At 38.3% G+C, this 18514-nt stretch carries 14 protein-coding genes; 8 read left to right on the top strand and 6 right to left on the bottom strand.

Annotated elements, in window-relative coordinates:
- Positions 1–55 precede the first annotated feature (55 nt).
- Positions 56–2251 carry a tetratricopeptide repeat protein gene (locus C9J51_RS02510; protein ID WP_181314813.1) on the bottom strand — a complete coding sequence of 732 codons (2196 nt, stop codon included), beginning with the start codon at positions 2249–2251 and terminating at the stop codon, positions 56–58.
- A gap of 231 nt (positions 2252–2482) precedes the next feature.
- Positions 2483–4030 carry an arylsulfatase gene (locus tag C9J51_RS02505; protein WP_045035373.1) on the bottom strand — a complete coding sequence of 516 codons (1548 nt, stop codon included), beginning with the start codon at positions 4028–4030 and terminating at the stop codon, positions 2483–2485.
- A 340-nt stretch (positions 4031–4370) separates the two neighbouring features.
- Here C9J51_RS02505 and C9J51_RS02500 point away from each other — a divergent pair, with 340 nt between their 5' ends.
- The gene (locus tag C9J51_RS02500) at positions 4371–5942 is read left to right on the top strand and encodes an arylsulfatase (RefSeq protein ID WP_045039766.1); all 1572 of its coding nucleotides are present in this window, start codon (positions 4371–4373) and stop codon (positions 5940–5942) included.
- A 167-nt stretch (positions 5943–6109) separates the two neighbouring features.
- Here C9J51_RS02500 and C9J51_RS02495 read toward each other — a convergent pair whose 3' ends face one another.
- Together C9J51_RS02495 and dbpA are read right to left on the bottom strand one after the other, a co-directional pair.
- A complete protein-coding gene (locus C9J51_RS02495; protein ID WP_045039765.1) occupies positions 6110–7900 on the bottom strand; it encodes a cation:proton antiporter in 1791 nt (596 codons plus the stop codon).
- 258 nt (positions 7901–8158) lie between these two features.
- Positions 8159–9544, bottom strand: coding sequence for an ATP-dependent RNA helicase DbpA (gene dbpA, locus C9J51_RS02490; RefSeq protein WP_045039764.1), 1386 nt, complete (start codon positions 9542–9544; stop codon positions 8159–8161).
- 370 nt (positions 9545–9914) lie between these two features.
- Between dbpA and trhO the strand changes: the two genes are divergently transcribed.
- Both trhO and C9J51_RS02480 read left to right on the top strand, forming a co-directional pair.
- Positions 9915–10895, top strand: coding sequence for an oxygen-dependent tRNA uridine(34) hydroxylase TrhO (gene trhO / locus C9J51_RS02485; RefSeq protein WP_107274843.1), 981 nt, complete (start codon positions 9915–9917; stop codon positions 10893–10895).
- 166 nt (positions 10896–11061) lie between these two features.
- A complete protein-coding gene (locus C9J51_RS02480; protein WP_045035369.1) occupies positions 11062–11382 on the top strand; it encodes a hypothetical protein in 321 nt (106 codons plus the stop codon).
- Positions 11383–11492: 110 nt separating this feature from the next.
- Here the strand turns inward: C9J51_RS02480 and C9J51_RS02475 are convergent, their stop codons facing one another.
- Positions 11493–12362 (bottom strand): glycerol kinase, encoded by an 870-nt coding sequence (locus C9J51_RS02475; protein ID WP_107180317.1) that lies wholly within the window; start codon positions 12360–12362, stop codon positions 11493–11495.
- A gap of 443 nt (positions 12363–12805) precedes the next feature.
- Between C9J51_RS02475 and C9J51_RS02470 the strand changes: the two genes are divergently transcribed.
- The 5 genes from C9J51_RS02470 (at position 12806) to C9J51_RS02450 (ending at position 17209) form a co-directional block, all read left to right on the top strand.
- Positions 12806–13111 carry a PTS sugar transporter subunit IIB gene (locus tag C9J51_RS02470; protein ID WP_107237563.1) on the top strand — a complete coding sequence of 102 codons (306 nt, stop codon included), beginning with the start codon at positions 12806–12808 and terminating at the stop codon, positions 13109–13111.
- Positions 13112–13195: 84 nt separating this feature from the next.
- Positions 13196–14500: a PTS sugar transporter subunit IIC gene (locus tag C9J51_RS02465; RefSeq protein ID WP_107249866.1), complete on the top strand. Its 1305-nt coding sequence runs from the start codon at positions 13196–13198 to the stop codon at positions 14498–14500.
- A gap of 28 nt (positions 14501–14528) precedes the next feature.
- Complete coding sequence (locus tag C9J51_RS02460) at positions 14529–14840, top strand: PTS lactose/cellobiose transporter subunit IIA (RefSeq protein ID WP_045035365.1); 312 nt, start codon at positions 14529–14531, stop codon at positions 14838–14840.
- Between the two features lie 16 nt (positions 14841–14856).
- Positions 14857–16167, top strand: a complete 1311-nt coding sequence (locus C9J51_RS02455) for a 6-phospho-beta-glucosidase (RefSeq protein WP_045035364.1) — start codon at positions 14857–14859, stop codon at positions 16165–16167.
- 55 nt (positions 16168–16222) lie between these two features.
- Positions 16223–17209, top strand: coding sequence for a LacI family DNA-binding transcriptional regulator (locus tag C9J51_RS02450; RefSeq protein ID WP_045039762.1), 987 nt, complete (start codon positions 16223–16225; stop codon positions 17207–17209).
- A 71-nt stretch (positions 17210–17280) separates the two neighbouring features.
- On the opposite strand, the gene C9J51_RS02445 is transcribed toward C9J51_RS02450, so the two are convergent.
- A complete protein-coding gene (locus C9J51_RS02445) occupies positions 17281–18285 on the bottom strand; it encodes a DUF6929 family protein (RefSeq protein WP_107180305.1) in 1005 nt (334 codons plus the stop codon).
- Between the last annotated feature and the right edge of the window lie 229 nt (positions 18286–18514).

The raw sequence follows: 18514 nt of genomic DNA, 5'->3' as shown, positions 1-18514 counted from the left end.
ATTGACTGCGTATTATCTTAATCAAATCCGCCATAACTATTGGTTATAGTCCTCATCAATAAAGCCGTTTCTTAAGTGCATCAATGACATTTTTAGGGGCGTATTGTTCCAACTGAGTAATACAGACTTTTGCTTGTGATGATTTCGCTTTTAACAACAGATCACACTGGGCAAATAAATGCTGCGGATTTGCACTCAAACTGAATGCTGTTGCTAATGCATTTACGGCTTGATTGGTATTACTCTGTTCTAAAGAAAGACCATAAATATACCAATATTGCGCATTTTGAGGATCAACGGCTGTCGCTTGTTTAAAATAAGTGGATGCTTGTGCTTTGTCGTTTAGACGTAATAATGCCAGCCCTGTGCTATAACGTAATGCCCCAGATTTAGGTTGCGCGGTGATCCCCTGCTGCATTAATGCAACCCCTTTCATTTCATTGCCTTGTGCTCGATATAAATCAGCAAGATTGACATAACTATTAACAAAGTAAGGCTCAACTTTTATTGCCTTTAAATATGCCTGTTCTGCTTGTTTAAATTCTCCCTGAGCACGATAGACATTGCCTAAGTTCGTCATTCCAAAGCCTCTGTCGGCATTAAATAATTGAATTTCAATGTACTCATCTAATGCTGGCGATAACTGTTCTCGCTGTAATGGGTTCCACTCTGGCCAATATGCCGCTAATGCTCCTGCCGCTTCCGTTCGCACACCAAGTACTTTATCGGTTAATAACGGCGATAATATCTGCCACCGATCGTAAGCTGAATATCCAGCAGAGCCTTGAATTGCGCCTAAACGTATTAATGGATCGTCATGTTTTATTGCTCGTCCTAAAGCCACAATCGTATTCTTACTTGGAAAAGCACCCAAGCGCTGTAATGCTGAACCACGAATGATCCCCGCTTGTTTTACATCTTGAGCCGTGTAAGACAGTGCATCACCTGCGCCTCGATAATTAATATCAGCGGCATAAAATGCGACCGCAAAATGTTGTTGATTTCGATAAGGTGAATCAGGGAACCATTGACCGACGTGTTTATCAGCCCAAGCATCATCTTGTTGTTGATGACATTGAGTACAGACATTGGGGGTACCAATATTTTTACTTAAATCAGGACGAGGAATTTGCCAACTATGATCACGTCGAGCATCCACCCCCATATACGTCGTTTCAGGCATATGGCAAGTGGTACATTGTGAGGCTTCTGTGTTTGCTTTATGAAAAGTATGTTTTTCCGGCGTATATTCTGATGCTATATGGCATTGACTACAGACGGCCTGTTCTGGAATCTCTAATTTGGTTGAATGCGGATTGTGACAGTTAGTACAGGTTACCCCTTTTTCAGCCATTTTTGACTGCATGAAAGAACCATAAACATAATCTTCATCATAAATCTGACCATCATTATGGTATAACTCAGACGTAATTAAGCTCGGTAAATAACTGTCTAGTAGTGAGCCATTAACGTGTGCTTGGTCTTCATTTAATTGCACTCGACGACTATGACATTGCGCGCACACCGTTATTTGATCTGTAAATTGAATTTCTTTGGGCTGCAAGGTTGAATGCCCTTCTTTAAACACCCATTCTTTAACAGACTTACTTAAATCACGTCCAAAACCATAATGAGCCGTAGTGTTTTTTTGCTCACCTTTAGCCCATGAAATATGATCACTGGCAGGCCCATGACAAGCTTCACAACCAACGTTTATTTCAAACCATTGGGTGTTATAAGTATTCGTTTTAGCATCATAGTTTTTCTTAACATCGGTAGAATGACAATCTGCACACATGAAGTTCCAATTCTGACCAGTGTTAGTCCAATAAAACGCATCAGTTTTTTCCATTTCAGGATAAAGATGATACCAACGCTGTCCTCCTTGCTCTTGCGCTCTAGCATCCCAAGCAAATGGAATTAATTGAATACGTCCATCGTCAAATTCCACCATATATTGCTGTAGTGGTTCAAAGCCAAACGTATAACTAATTTTATAATCATGAAACTGGTTATCAGGCCCTTCAATATTGACCCAATATTGATCGCCTTTAGTAAAAAAACGATTCACTTTGCCTTTAAATTTGATCGTCGCATCATTGAAATCACCTAACACACTGTCTTTATCAGCGTGCTTCATCGCCATGTCGTGATCTGAGCCTTTCCATGCCTCGACCTGCTCTTTATGACAATCAATACACTGATCACTACCCACAAAATCCGCAGCAAAAGCCGTTGATGTCAACATCATTAGGCTTATCCATACTTGGCAAAAAATAGCGAAGACTGGTTTATCAATCATATACATCCTTGTATTGATATTAACTAAATCATTGTATTTAAAATAAAATATAGCGATATTTCAGATATAGCTTATATCGGATGAATTTTCCATTAGCATTAACGGTTATGTGAATAAAAGCGGTTTATCTTAGATAAGAAAAATGGGCCCCGAAGAGCCCAAATATTAATCAATGTTTAATTACTTACTCTGCGGTTGTTTCAGTTTTTCCATTACCTGATCCAAACTAAAACTTGCCGCTTCTTGACGAGGTGGGAACGCTTTAAAGGTTTCTAGATATTTGCCTACATACGCTTGTGCCGGAACAAACATATACGCGTGATCTAATAACCAATCATAGTAAGTATTTGACGTTACATCAGCGACTTCATATGGGTCCATACGTAAATTAAACAGTTTAGGCACACGTAGGGTAACAAAAGGTTCGGCCCAAATTTGTAACGTACCTTTCATACGTTGCTCCATGAACACAGCTTTCCATTTGTTATAACGCAACGCAGCTAAATCACCATCATCGGTAAAGTAGAAGATCTCTTCACGACGACCTTTATCTTCTTTTCCTGTTAAATAAGGTAGGAAGTTATAGCCATCAAGATGATTTTTAAAACTCTTGTTACCGAGTTTAGTGCCTTCTTTTAGCTCCTCTTTAATCTTGTCGTTACCCGCGATGGCTGCAAATGTTGGTAGCCAGTCCATGTGGTGCATAATTTCATTGGATACAACACCAGGCTGAATCTTACCCGGCCAACGAACCATTGCAGGTACGCGGTATGCGCCTTCCCAGTTAGTATTTTTCTCACTACGGAACGGCGTTGTACCCGCATCCGGCCATGAGTTCATATGTGGGCCATTATCCGTTGAATAAAAGACAATGGTATTATCTTTAATACCTAGCTTATCTACCGCTTTTAATAGTTCACCAACGTGATTATCGTGCTCGACCATACCATCAGCATAGTTACTGATACCGGTTGAACCTTGAAGCTCAGGCTTCACGTGGGTTCTAAAGTGCATACGAGTCGCATTCCACCACACAAAGAAAGGTTTATCGGCTTTCACTGCACGTCCCATGAAATCAATCGCAGCCGCTGCCGTTTCATCATCAACCGTTTCCATACGCTTACGGGTTAGTGGGCCAGTATCTTCAATTTTACCATCGGCATAAGAATGGATAACACCACGAGGACCAAACTTTTTACGGAATTCTGGATCTTTAGGATAATCAATATTCTCAGGCTCTTCTTCTGCATTTAAGTGATAAAGATTACCGAAGAATTCGTCAAAACCATGATTTGTAGGTAGCATTTCATCTTTATCACCGAGGTGATTTTTACCAAATTGCCCCGTCATATACCCTTGAGGTTTAAGTACTTCAGCAATGGTCGCATCTTCGGCTTGTAAACCAATATCAGCCCCTGGTAAACCTACTTTACTTAATCCTGTACGTAGTACCCCTTGTCCAGTAATAAAAGTTGAACGCCCCGCTGTACACGATTGTTCAGCGTAATAATCAGTAAACATCATTCCTTCTTTGGCGATGCTATCAATATTGGGGGTTTTATATCCCATTAAACCAAAGGTATAAGCACTAATATTAGATTGCCCAATATCATCGCCCCAAATGACTAAGATATTTGGCTTTTCTGCTGCAATAGTATATCCAGAAGCGCCCATCATCACGGCGGCTAGAATACTTAATCGACGGTGAGTTCCCTTTCTAACTGGCATATAAACTCCTGTATACATGAATAAGAAATATCTCTATATTTATAGTCTACAAAGTAAATACAAGCCACATTCAATTAACATAAACTTCACATTTATTAATGCAACAATGTCGCACTGAAAATATCTTTATTACTTATTTAAGATAAAATTCCCACACCAAAGTCTTAGACAAAGATCTCACTTCCTTGTGAGCCATTCCTTATCACCAAGCTAATTAAAACCATATATAATCAATATATTAGTTAATAAAATAACTTTTGGTTATAACGCCTATAAAGCGACGTTTTATTATTACTCATTTAAAGTGCAAATAATTAATCGCAATTAATGGGACTTATACATGGCGAATCATTTAAATAAAATTGCACTTAGTATTGGACTACTTGCTGCTTCAGGATCGGCAATGGCTGCCTCTCAACCCAATATATTAGCTATTTTTGGGGATGATGTGGGTTATTGGAACATCAGTGCTTATAACCAAGGAATGATGGGATATAAAACACCCAATATTGACCGAATCGCTAACGAAGGTGCACTTTTTACTGACCACTATGGACAACAATCTTGTACTGCTGGGAGAGCCGCCTTCATTACAGGTCAAGAGCCTTTTAGGACGGGTTTATTGACCATTGGAATGCCCGGATCTGAACATGGTATTCCCGATTGGGCTCCAACAATTGCAGATCTATTAAAAGAGCAAGGTTATATGACGGCTCAATTTGGCAAAAACCATTTAGGCGATCAAGATAAACATTTACCAACCAACCATGGCTTTGACGAATTTTTTGGTAATCTTTATCACTTAAATGCAGAGGAAGAACCTGAGACCTATTACTACCCTAAAGATCCAGAATTCCGTAAAAACTATGGTCCTCGTGGTGTAATTAAATCCTATGCTGACGGCAAAATTGAAGACACCGGCCCAATGACCCGCAAACGCATGGAACATGCCGACGAAGAATTCTTAGATTCATCACTCGCTTTCATGGAAAAAGCGGTTAAAGCAAATAAACCATTCTTTATCTGGCACAACACAACTCGCATGCATGTGTGGACTCGATTACAAGAAAAGTATCGCGGGGTATCAGGGGTTAGTATTTATGCTGATGGCATGATGGAACATGACGATCAAGTCGGTATTTTACTTGATAAACTCGATCAACTCGGTATTACAGATAATACCATTGTTATCTACTCAACCGACAATGGCGCAGAAACAGCAACATGGCCAGATGGTGGTGCTACGCCATTTTATGGTGAAAAAGGCACGACATGGGAAGGTGGAATGCGAGTCCCTCAACTGGTACGCTGGCCTGGCACTATCAAACCTGGCACTAAAATTAACCAAATGATGGCACACCAAGATTGGCTACCCACTTTACTTGATGCTGCGGGTGTTCCAGATGTAAAAGAAAAACTCGCTAACGGTTATAAAGCCAATGGTAAAGAATTTAAAGTACATATTGATGGTTATGACTTCAAACCTTTATTTGAGGGAAAAACAGAGAAAGGCCCACGTGAATCACTGCTTTATTTCACTGCCAATGGAGAGTTAAACTCAGTACGTTGGCAAGATTGGAAATTAAATTTTGCGGTCATGGAAGGTAATATTGCCGATGCCGTTCGTGTATCACCAAACTGGCCTCAAATTATTCACCTTCGCGCAGACCCATTTGAAAAAGCGCCACACGAATCTGGCATGTATCTACGTTGGATGGCTGACAACATGTGGTTATTCGTACCAATGCAAGACGTATTAGGTCAATTCTTTAATACTCTCCCTGATTATCCGATGCAAATGAGTACTCAAATGAACCCTGCGGCAATCAGCGCTGAATCACTTGGATTAAAAACAAAAATGCAGCAATTAGATAAATTACAACAACAAATGAACACCTTAAACGCTAAGTAGTTCATCGCAAAAAACAAAAAGTACCACCATGAACTGACCCCCAATAATTAAACACCAATTATTTGGGGGTCTTTTATGTCCAAATACCGTAGAAAGTTGAAGTACCTTTTAACCTAGCTAATGCTTAGCGGGGCATCATCTACTTTCCTTGCCAAAGAACGTAATAGCTATACTGATTCTTTTACCAAAGCTATCATTGTCCATCCTGCCTTTGCTTCTAACGTCGAAACATCTGTAAATGGGAAAATATTTTGCTTTAAATCAATGACAAATAATGGAATAAGTGACGATCCTTTATATTGCTGAAAATAATCCTCAAGGGTGAAATTATCACTTAATTTAGTATGCTTAATTTCAGCACCTTGATTGATTAAACTGGCTAGTTTTTTATAACTAATATCATCGCCGAAAAGTACAGTACCACTATGAGCTTGAGTTGCAGAGTGCTTCTCTAGGCCACTATTATGTCGACGACCATTTAAGCGAAAGATATTACGTTGTCCAAAATCCGTTTCATAATGGCTTGTGGCAACCGCATTAAAGTGTTTATCTGGAGTAAGTGCTAACAAATGGCCGACCCCAATTAAATCCAAATATTCATCGGCATGGCTAGAAACCGCATTACCGTAATACGTTTCTAAACCAGCCATTCGAGCGGCGCGAATATAATCCCAGTTAGAATCAGTCATCACTACTCGACAATCATATTTTTTAAGGGCTAATCCAATTTCTCGCGCAACATCATTAGCACCAACAATTAAAAATCCTTTGGGTGATGGCTCTGCAACCCCAAGTAAGCGAGCAATAGGCCGAGCAGTTAAGCTTTGTAGCACCACCGTACCGATAATCACCATAAAAGTCAGTGGGACTAAAAGTTGCGCACCAGCAACACCATCATCGATTAATTTAAGGGCAAATAATGCTGAAATGGCAGCAGCAACAATACCGCGAGGTGCAACCCAAGCTAAAAATAGTTTTTCCTTAAAGGCTAATTCACTGAATATTGTTGATATAAAAATAGAAGCCGGTCGTGCGACTAATTGGATCACCACAAATAATGTAATTGCCCCCCAGCCTAATGCATGAAAATCAGCTAATTGAATCCGTGATGCTAAAATTAAAAATAACCCAGAAATTAATAAAATAGTGAGGTTTTCTTTAAAGTGAAGAATATGGCGAATATCAACATCTTTCGCATTTGCAAGCCACATCCCCATAACCGTAACGGCTAATAAACCCGCTTCCGATTCAAGTACATTTGCACCAGCAAAAACACCAAGTACAACAGCTAATACAGCAAATGGTTGTAAATATTCAGGTAATAAGTGATTACGCAGCACATAAGCAATAAGCCAACCTGCAACAGCACCAATCACTAATCCAACCAACAGCATTAAACCAAAGACTTCAAGACTGTGCATTGGGCTACTAGACACAATGAACTCATACACAATCACCACAAAAATAGCCCCAATAGGGTCAATTAAGATCCCTTCCCAACGTAAAATATTGGCAAGTTTTGCTTGTGGTCTTACGGTACGTAACAACGGCACAATCACTGTTGGCCCCGTTACAACGGTCATCGAACCAAAAAGGAACGCCAATGACCAACTAAAGTCGAGCAAATAATGCGTAGCAACACTGGTAATAACCCATGTGACGATGGCACCAATCGTGACAATACTTTTTACATTTTTTCGAACCGTTTTTATTTCAGCAAAGTTCAAGGTTAAACTGCCCTCAAACAAAATCACCGCCACCGCTAATGAAATCAGAGGAAACAGTAGATCACCAAAAAGAATATTAGGGTTAAATACGCCAGCTACCGGACCAATTAATAATCCAGCAATCAATAATAATAAAATCGCGGGTAATTTCATCCGCCATGCAAGCCATTGACATCCAAGCCCAAGTACACCGAGGCCTGCAATCGTCAATCCAATCATATCTTGATGCATAAATGGATACTCATTTTAAAATACACTACAAATAACAACACGGCGTTTAACGTTAAATCATTCGCGTTATAAGACCAATTTACAGACGAAACAACCGTATTCGCTACAACTAAATCACAACCAAGACGCAATCAAGACGCAATCAACCAACAATTGCTAATGTTTCGCTGTTTACAATGACAAAAAAGCCGATGATAGCTTTATTAAAAAAGCACAGCATCGGCATAATATGGCTATTATCAGCGTAATATATTGCTGTTAGCGTAATTGACGCGAACGGAAATTACGGCCTTTAATACGCCCTTTTTCTAATTTTTGTAAAGCTTCACGTGCAACATCACGTTTAACTGCAACATAAGCACAATGATCAAATACATTGATCTTACCAACAGCACTTCCCGCAATACCGTTATCACCGGTTAGCGCACCTAGAATATCACCAGGGCGTACTTTTTGCTTTTTGCCACCATCGATCATTAACGTGGTCATTTCAGGACGGAACGTCGGTTGTTCTAATAAATCGCCAGCAGGTAACGCTTCGCCGTTAATTTCACGATCAAGGTAATCTTCAAGCAATTTAACTTTGTAATGCTCTTTATCACTGAATAATGAACATGCAAGACCTTTACTGCCAGCACGGCCTGTACGACCGATACGGTGCACGTGTACTTCAGTGTCACGTGCTAAATGGTAGTTAATCACCATATCAAGATTATCGATATCCAAGCCACGCGCTGCAACGTCAGTCGCGACTAAGATTGATTTACTCTTGTTAGAGAACAACACTAGAGTACGATCACGTTCACGTTGTTCTAAATCACCATGTAATGCAATTGAATTAAAGCCGAAGTCTTCTAAATCATCAGACATCTCTTGTGCTTCACGCTTAGTATTACAGAAAATCACACACGATTCAGGACGGTGTTGATTCAATAATAAACGCACGGCATCTAAACGCGCTTCATTACCACTTACTTTATAAAAGTGCTGTGAAATACTGCTATCATCATGGCTAGATTCTACTTTCACTTGCACTGGGTTTTTCATGATACGTTTTGCAATTGATGCAATTTGATCAGGGAAAGTCGCACTAAATAGCAATGTTTGACGATCACTTGGTGCCGCATCAATAATTACATCTAATGAATCTTGAAAACCCATTTCTAGCATACGGTCGGCTTCATCAAGCACTAACGTATTTAACTCATCAAGGCATAAGAAACCTTTATGAACGTGTTCTTCAATACGACCTGGTGTACCAACAATAATATGAGCACCGTGCTCTAATGAACCAATTTGAGGTCCAAATGGCATGCCGCCACATAAAGTCAGCACTTTAATGTTATGAATAGCACGCGCTAAACGACGAATTTCTTTAGCAACTTGGTCAGCAAGTTCGCGCGTTGGGCATAAAACTAATGTCTGTACACGGAAACGTTTTACATTAAGGTTGTTTAATAATCCTAAGCCAAACGCTGCGGTTTTACCTGATCCTGTTTTACCTTGAGCAATGACATCCTTGCCATCAATAATAAGCGGAAGACTCTGAGCTTGAATAGGTGTCATAGCTTCATAACCTAGTGAGTCTAAATTGCTCAATAGATCAGAATGAAGATTTAAGGTAGAAAATGCCGTCTGACTCAAAATGATGTCCTGTAAACGTCAACATACCACGACCACCACACAATAAAGTCGGTGTGGATATGCTGTTTAATATAAGGTTGCACGCAGTAACACATGCATAAGGGCTGCGACACTAACAGCTAATGACTACGCTGACAATGCTATAAATCAACTCACCTATTTTAGCAAACATCCTTTGTTTTTGAAAACGCCACAACCACAGTACAGATCAACACCGACAACCCACGAATAACTGCCTTTTCTTTCGTTGATTTATTCCCTCTAGCGATGACAAATCTAACACCTTACATATACTTGACTATTTTACTCGGGTATAATAATTTTCATGAACTAAATCGGTTATTACTCCCAATAAAAACAAGGAAATATCATGAGTCAGTATGTTGTTTGCGCTCTGTATAAATTTGTCGAACTAAAGCATTATCTTGCATTGCGCCAACCTATGCTGGATCTAATGGAAAAGCATCACATTCGAGGCACGCTATTATTAGCCAGTGAGGGCATTAACGGAACGGTTGCCGCTGATCGTAAAGGCATTGATACATTATTAGCATGGTTAAATACCGATACCGCCCTAAGAAACATTGTTTATAAAGAATCAGTTGCTGATTATCAGCCGTTTAATCGAACTAAAGTGAAACTCAAAAAAGAGATCGTAACCCTTGGTATTGAAGGCATTGATCCTCGCCATGTTGTAGGCACTTACGTTAAACCCAGCGCATGGAATGATCTTATTACTGACCCTGACGTCTTAGTCGTAGATACGCGTAATGATTATGAAATAGAGATCGGGACATTTAAAGGTGCCATTAATCCCGATACAGATACTTTCAGAGAATTCCCTGATTATGTTAAAAATAATATGGATCCTACTAAACATAAAAAAGTAGCAATGTTTTGTACCGGAGGCATTCGCTGTGAAAAATCCACGGCGTACATGAAACAGCAAGGCTTTGAAGAAGTTTATCATCTTGAAGGTGGCATTTTAAAATACCTCGAAGAGGTTCCACCACAAGACAGCCTATGGCAAGGTGATTGCTATGTCTTTGATGGTCGCATCGCTGTTAACCATCAGTTAGAACAAGCTGATTATGCTATTTGTAACGCGTGTCGATTACCCATTACCGCCACAGACAAACAATCGAATTTATATGAACAAGGTGTAAGCTGTCCTAAATGCCATGGCCACCACTCTTTGCAACAACTGGCACGCTTTAGAGAACGTGAAAAACAGATCGCTTTAGCCATAGCACGCGGTGAACAACATATTGGTGCTGAAAGTAACCACCATAGAACACTGCGACGTACAGAAAAACTTGCCAGAAAAAAAGAGCAACAAAACCAAAAATAGCCTCATAAAATGCAAGTTAAGTTCACTGTGTGAAGAATTGCACAACCTACGTTGCTGTGCGATTATAATATTATCGATTAGGAAAATAGCTGCTAATACCACTCATCCGCAAAATATAGGGTGAGTAAAGCAGCAGTGAGCCCCTTTACAGCAGGAATGAATAGTAATGAGTCAACAAGAAAATGACCTCATCAAAGCAAGTGAAAATACATTACAAAATGACTTTAATACCACTCAATTTCAGATTGCTCGACTACTGAGTATTACATTCAATGTCATATTAATTCTTGCTCAAATAAAATTACTAAAAGACCACGATATTGATATAAAAACCTATGGCGTTTTCATTTTTTGTAATATCAGTATTTTAGTCAATATCCTTGCACCAAAGCTAACAAAATTAACACTTAAACAAGTAGGAAAATACAGTGCGATCCCTACAATAATTAGCGTGTTTTTATTTCTTAGCCAAACCTTCGCTAAATAAACAGTAAATATCTGATTAATCACCTTACTAGATTAAGTGATTAATCAGCTATTAAGTAAAATAAACGCTCACAATAAAAATGATCATTATTATTCTATTTTACTCTTCCCTTAATAGGCTTTTATATCAAATTTCAATAACATTCGTGGCAACACATCATCAAGATTCTGCACATCATTATCATTTAACTCAATGAGATTAAATCCATACTTTGTATACAGATCTTGTTTTATTTTCTTACGATGGGCATATTTAGGATCATCTTCTAATCCCCAAAATTCGATATATACCTTGCCAGTTGGAAGGTAAAAATCACAATATAAATCTTCTTCAATCGGTAATTTTCGCTCATAAGCATGCACAATACCCGCCATATATAACCAATTATCAATCAACATTTCAGCTTTAGATCGTACATAATGACCATCAGCAGCACGGTGTTTTGCTTCAAATTTTTGTCTAAAGTTTGATACTGAATTATCGGTACTTTTAACCTCTGCATTCATACCCGTAATTTCATTAACAGAATGCTGTAAGCTGCCATTTTTTAGCACCGTTTCATCCCATATCACATAAGGGACGCCAGTACGTGAATCCTCTTTTTGAACACCACCTAATCGAGAACCAGATTGACTGACTTTCCAACCTTTAACCGCTTTATTGATCCAGCCTAGTTCATCAAGTATCTGATTTATCTTTTGAGATGATAATTTAAAATGAGTGCTTATTTGGGTTGCTGATAATTTTTTCCCTTCAAACAATGGCGCTGTCATAATTTCTAATGCTTCAGGCCAAACGATATACTGTCCAAACTGAGATGATTGTTTATATTCCCCTTGTGCAGCTTTACCAATATCCGTTAACAGCCATTCTTTATTATCACGAGTAATATAACCAGCTTCAGATAATTCAGTAAATAAATTCTTAGCAACAAGCCCCTTTGCTTTTGCTAACTGCGAGGTTGATATTTTAGACGTCATCATACTCATCACCATAGTTAAAATTATAATAATATTAACTTTAGTTACAGACCGTTATAAGTAAAAAAATACACTTACGTCACTTTCAACATACATTCACTATAAAATTAGAGGTGTATCGAAAATATGATCATTTTAAATCCTAAATAATATGTATTTTTGACCATACCTATTATTTCCTGACGCTCACAAATACTCAGCCAAGGTCAATGATTTCTCTAATCTCAGAATTTTCACCACCGTTAATTAATAGATTATATATCATTTATCTTATTTGAAATTCACCGACATCAAAATCAAACCTTAATCACATAAATAAATACGTAAAAGGCATTTATTTGTGAAATGGTGATTTTAATCACAAAAAACATTCCTTACAAACCTTATTGTTGTCGCAAATGAGAGCGCTCTCATAACTAACCATAACTACAAAAGGTATTGAAATGAAAAAGATTTTACTTTGTTGTGCGGCAGGTATGTCAACCAGTATGTTAGTTAAAAAAATGCAGCAAGCCGCAGAGGAACATTCATTAGAAACAATGATTAATGCGATTTCCATCTCTGATATTGAAGAACATTTACCAGAATATGACGTGGTATTACTTGGCCCTCAAGTTAAATATGAACTAGCACGAATTACTGAACTTGCTACACCATTAAATAAGCCCGTTGCAGTTATTAATATGATGGATTACGGCACCATGCGTGGTGATAAAGTACTTGAAACTGCATTAGCGTTAATTGGCTAATTACCCTTCTTGTTTATTTTTATAATTTTAATACAGCACGGTTAATCCCGTGCTTACCGGATTTATTATTGAAAGGAATTCACTATGGGCCTTTATGCCTCGATGATGAATATCGTTGAAAATAAAATAGCACCCATTGCGGCTAAAATTGGCGGCCAACGTCATATTATAGCCATTCGTGATGGTTTTATTTCAGCCATGCCATTTTTAATTATTGGCAGCATTATGTTAATTGTTGCTAACCCACCTTTTGATGCTGATACTCAATCATCTTTTGGTCAATGGTGGCTTCATTTCGCAAAAAATAATTGGGACATAATTACTATGCCCTATTTTATGACAATGGGGCTCATGGGCGTTTTTGTCAGTTTAGGGACCGCATATAGCTTAGCTAAATCTTATAAGCTCGATGGCTTAACCGCAGCGATGTTATCGTTAACCGCTTTTTTACTGGCTGCCGCACCACAAATCCAAAACAAAATGTCGATGGACTTTCTTGGTGGTGAAGGGGTATTTACCGCGATAATTTGTGCATTATGGTCTGTTGAATTAATTCATTTATTAAAAAAATACAACATCACCATCAAAATGCCAGAGCAAGTGCCGCCTGCGATAGCACGGTCATTTGAATTATTGTATCCCGTTATTGGTATTATGATCACGGTGTACCCTATTAGCTTATTCTTACAAAGCCAATATGGGTTATTACTTCCAGCGGCAATCATGCAACTGTTCCAGCCGTTAGTCGCGCTCGGTGACACCCTACCCGCCATCTTAATCGCCCTATTAATCGCTAACTTATTATGGTTTGCAGGAATTCACGGTGACAATATCGTAACGGGGCTACTTAACCCTATTTTTATGGCAAACCTTGCCACTAACGCTGCTTTAATGTCAAAAGGTATGGACACAACGCAAATTCTTACCGCACCGTATTGGTCATTCTATATTTGTGTTGGTGGTTCCGGTTCAACATTAGTCTTAGCATTTCTTTATCTTCGTAGTCGCTCCATTCATTTGCGTACTATTGGTAAGCTAAGTGTCATTCCAGCCTTATTCAACATTAATGAACCATTAATTTTTGGCTCACCCGTTGTAATGAATCCATTACTTTTCTTCCCATTAATTATTGTTCCAATGATCAACGCAACGCTGGCGTATTTTGCTCTGCATTTAAACCTCGTTCAAAAAATGATTGCCATGGCACCATGGACAACACCAGCCCCTATTGGTGCAATGATTTCAGCCGCTTGGGATTACCGCGCATTTATCTTAGTTATTGTACTGATGGTGATTGATACCGTGATTTGGTATCCATTCTTCAAAGCCTATGAAAAACAATTAGTCGATCAAGAAATCGACACCACTCCCGCAACCGCTAATGCCTAAGTATTAGATTGTAATTTAAGGAAATATCATGGATATCGAACAAACTATTATGGAATTATTAGTCACTGCGGGCAGTGCTCGAAGTGCCTCATTAATGGCCATTCAAGCCGCGAGAAAAAATGATTTTGAACAAGCGAAAATTTTATTAGACGAAGCAAAAGTAGCCATTAATCAAGCTCATAAAATCCAAACAAATTTAATTGGTATTGATGAAGGTGAAGGCAAGCTGAAAGTGACATTAATCGTCGTTCATGCTCAAGATCATTTAATGAATGCCATGGTGATCCAAGACTTAGCACAAGATTTTATTGAATTGTTCCGTCGTACTTCAACTTTATAAGATAAGGAATCACAACATGAACACAGCAAAAATTGCTATTATTGGTGGCGGCAGCAGTTATTCACCTGAACTTATTGAAGGTATTATTCAACGTTGGGAGCAAATTCCTTTACATGAAATCGCATTAGTTGATGTTGAAAAAGGCCACAATAAAGTAGAGATCATTGCCGCATTAACACGTCGAATGCTAGATCATAACGGATTATCACATGTAATTGTCAGCGTGCATTTTTCCCCAGATGAGGCTATCAAAGGGGCTGATTATGTTCTAACTCAATTTAGAGTCGGTCAACTACCCGCACGTGCAGCTGATGAACGTTTAGGGCTTAAATATGGATTACTTGGTCAAGAGACAACAGGCGTCGGCGGCTTTGCGAAAGCATTACGTACTATTCCGGTTATGCTTGATATTGCTAAAAAAGTTGAGCAATTAGCGCCAAATGCATGGATCATCAATTTCACCAATCCAGCCGGTATTGTTACCGAAGCAGTTTCTCGTTATAGCAATGCCAAAATTATCGGATTGTGTAATGTTCCCGTCACTATGCACCATATGATTGCGACTATGCTTAAGGCTGATTACAACGATGTACAGCTACGTTTTGCGGGTCTTAACCATATGGTATGGGCGCATGAAGTAATATTAAAAGGTGAGAATGTCACCAACAAAGTGATTGAAATGCTTTGTGATGGTGCAGCACTTACCATGAATAATATTAAAGAAGAGCCTTGGTCACCTGAGTTTTTACGCGCATTAGGGGCGATTCCATGTCCTTATCATCGCTATTTTTATCAAACACAAACAATGTTACAAGATGAAATAAAACAAGCGGCTAATGAAGGAACACGAGCCGAACAGGTAATGAAAGTAGAACATGAACTGTTTGAATTATATCAAGATCCGAAACTTGACCATAAACCAGAGCAGCTGAGCTTCCGTGGTGGTTCATTTTATTCAGAAGTAGCTATTGAGCTTGTATGTGCCATCCATAATAATTTAGGCACACGGTTAGTGGTCAATACCACCAATAATGGCACAATTATCGGTTTACCTGATGACGCCGCCATCGAAACAGATTGTATTATCGATAGCCAAGGTGCTCATCCCTTAGCATTTGGACATTTACCTGATTCAATGCATGGCTTAACTCAACAAATAAAAGCGTTTGAGCGCTTAACCATTGAAGCTGCCGTCCACGGTAACAAAGAAGCGGCATTATTAGCATTAGTCACCAACCCTTTGATCGGCGATGCACAATTAGCACAACCAATCTTAGACGATATACTTCGCATTAATGCCCAGTACCTACCTCAATTTTCTCACTAACGATATGTACAGGAATGGCTTATTATGGGCCATTCCTATTTAAAAGAGATAATTTATGGTTACATTAGAAAATGTTGCAGCCCATGCTGGTGTTTCTCGCGCAACGGTCTCTCGTGTGGTTAATGGAGACAGTAACGTAAAACTCGCCACCCGCCAACGTATCGAACAAGCCATTATTGATCTAGGTTACAGCCCCAATCCTGCCGCTCGCGCGTTAGCTTCAAGTCAAAGCCAAACCTTAGGCTTAGTCACCACCTCCTATCTTGGTGGCTTCTTTGGCATGTTAATGAATAATGTCCAAACAGAAGCCGACAAAAGTCATAAACAATTACTTGTTACGCAAGGGGGAGGAACCGCAGCCAATGAATTAAACGCAATCAATAAGTTATATAACATGCGTTGTGATGGCTTAATATTGCATGTGCGCTGTATGACAGATCAGCAACTTATCGATTTATCTAAAACATATGCCTTTATTTTATTAGATCGCAACATCGTTGGATTAGAATCTCGCTGTATTAGCTTTGATCATCATTTAGCAAGCATACTTGTTGCCCAATTTTTAATTGAACATGGTCATCGCCATATTGCCTGTATTAGTGGTCCTCAAACCCGCGCTTCAAGTCGATTACGTTATCAAGGGTTTATCGATACAATTATTACTGCAAAATTAACACCAATCGCCTGTATTTCAGGTCAATATGATTTACCTAGTGGCTATGAAGCATGCAATCAATTACTTCAACAGCCTCTACGGCCAAGTGCGATTTATTGTTGTAACGAAGAAATGGCGTTGGGGGCATTATTGGCGATATCTGAATATGGGTTACGCATTCCTGATGATATTTCATTAATTTGCTATGACAGTGGCGAACGAGCAGCCTTTGTATCACCCAAATTAACCAGCATTCATTTTCCTATTGCAGAAATGGCAACAAGAGCCACAAGACTATTGATCGATCAGACCTCTGTATATGAAGATTTAAAACCGATAATTATTGATCGAGGTTCGGTGAAATGTCTTTCTTTATTAACACAATAACCCTGCAACCTGTTAAATAAAAAGCAGTAACAAGAGGCTATTACTGCTTTTTTATTTAATCTCTAATCAAATTACTTATCAATGGTAAAAGTAAAGAATTGACTGGTTCCATTATCATTATCACTCACGATGTAACCACTCGCTTTTTTATTTGTTTGGGTTTCAATCGCAATAGATTCCGCTTTTGTAATAATCGCTTTACCGTTATTTTTAAGCTCTTTAGTGTAGCCAATTAAATCAATTGTTGCTTTATTCGCTAAGGCTTTCAATGGTAATACACCAACGAAACTCCCTTGAATCGCACCATCATTAATGCTGCTATTATTATTACCTTCAACGGATGCAGTAAACAGCATGCTATTCGCATCTTTCCAGTAATCAGCACCAGAGAAACAAGCCTGCACACCATTAATTTTAGGTAATTGAACTTGATAGACTTTTAAAGAAGGCAATGCTTGCGTTTTACCTTCTAAATAAGACATTAATTCATTCTTATCCATAGTGAAAATGGCATTTTTACCTTCATTACCGCGATTAAAGATAAAGATTTCATTACCGGTACTCGCAATACCTTCAATATTAATTTTTTCTTGTTGAGTAAAGTTTGCCGCTTTATGAAGTTGAGCATACAAGTTAGACAATGACAGTTTTTGAGTTTCACCACCATTAATTGGCATTAAATAAGCTTGTTCACGCAATACCGCTTTACTACCTGAACCCATCACTAAATAATAAGGCTTATTAAGGTAATTAACCATTGTCATTGATTCAAAATCAGGCTTAATTTTGTAGTTAATACGATTTTGTTCATTAACAGGAAATTGATCAATTAATGTTTTTTTATTAATTTTAAAATCGTTATTTACACTAAATAGCCAAGGTGAATCATCACCCACAACCATTAATTTACCATTATTCACAACCATGCCTGAGCCTGAAGAAAGATTATGATTAATGGTTGAATTCGCAATATCAAATGTAAATGAATGCGATACATCAGCGGATGGTGAACAACCTGTAACAAGTAATGTTAGAGCGCTAAGAATACTAACTGTTGCTGTTTTTTTGATATTCATTGATATTTACACATTGAAATGTTTGAAAGTAAAAAAATATTACGCTCATAATTCTAGCAAAAAAAGATATGCAAACATATATTCTATAAAACACACTATAAAATAGCTTTAAAATTTAGTAACAAGTAAAATTTTAATACTAAAAATAATAATTGCATCTATATTATATTTTCTTAATCAATTGAATTTTAAAAATATTATTATAATTAATGCCAATCTATTCACAAAT

It is taken from the genome of Photobacterium iliopiscarium (assembly GCF_003026395.1).
Taxonomy (GTDB): Bacteria; Pseudomonadota; Gammaproteobacteria; order Enterobacterales; family Vibrionaceae; genus Photobacterium; species Photobacterium iliopiscarium.
Note: the sequence above shows the minus strand (reverse complement) of the source record. Positions and strands in the feature narration are given on the sequence as shown.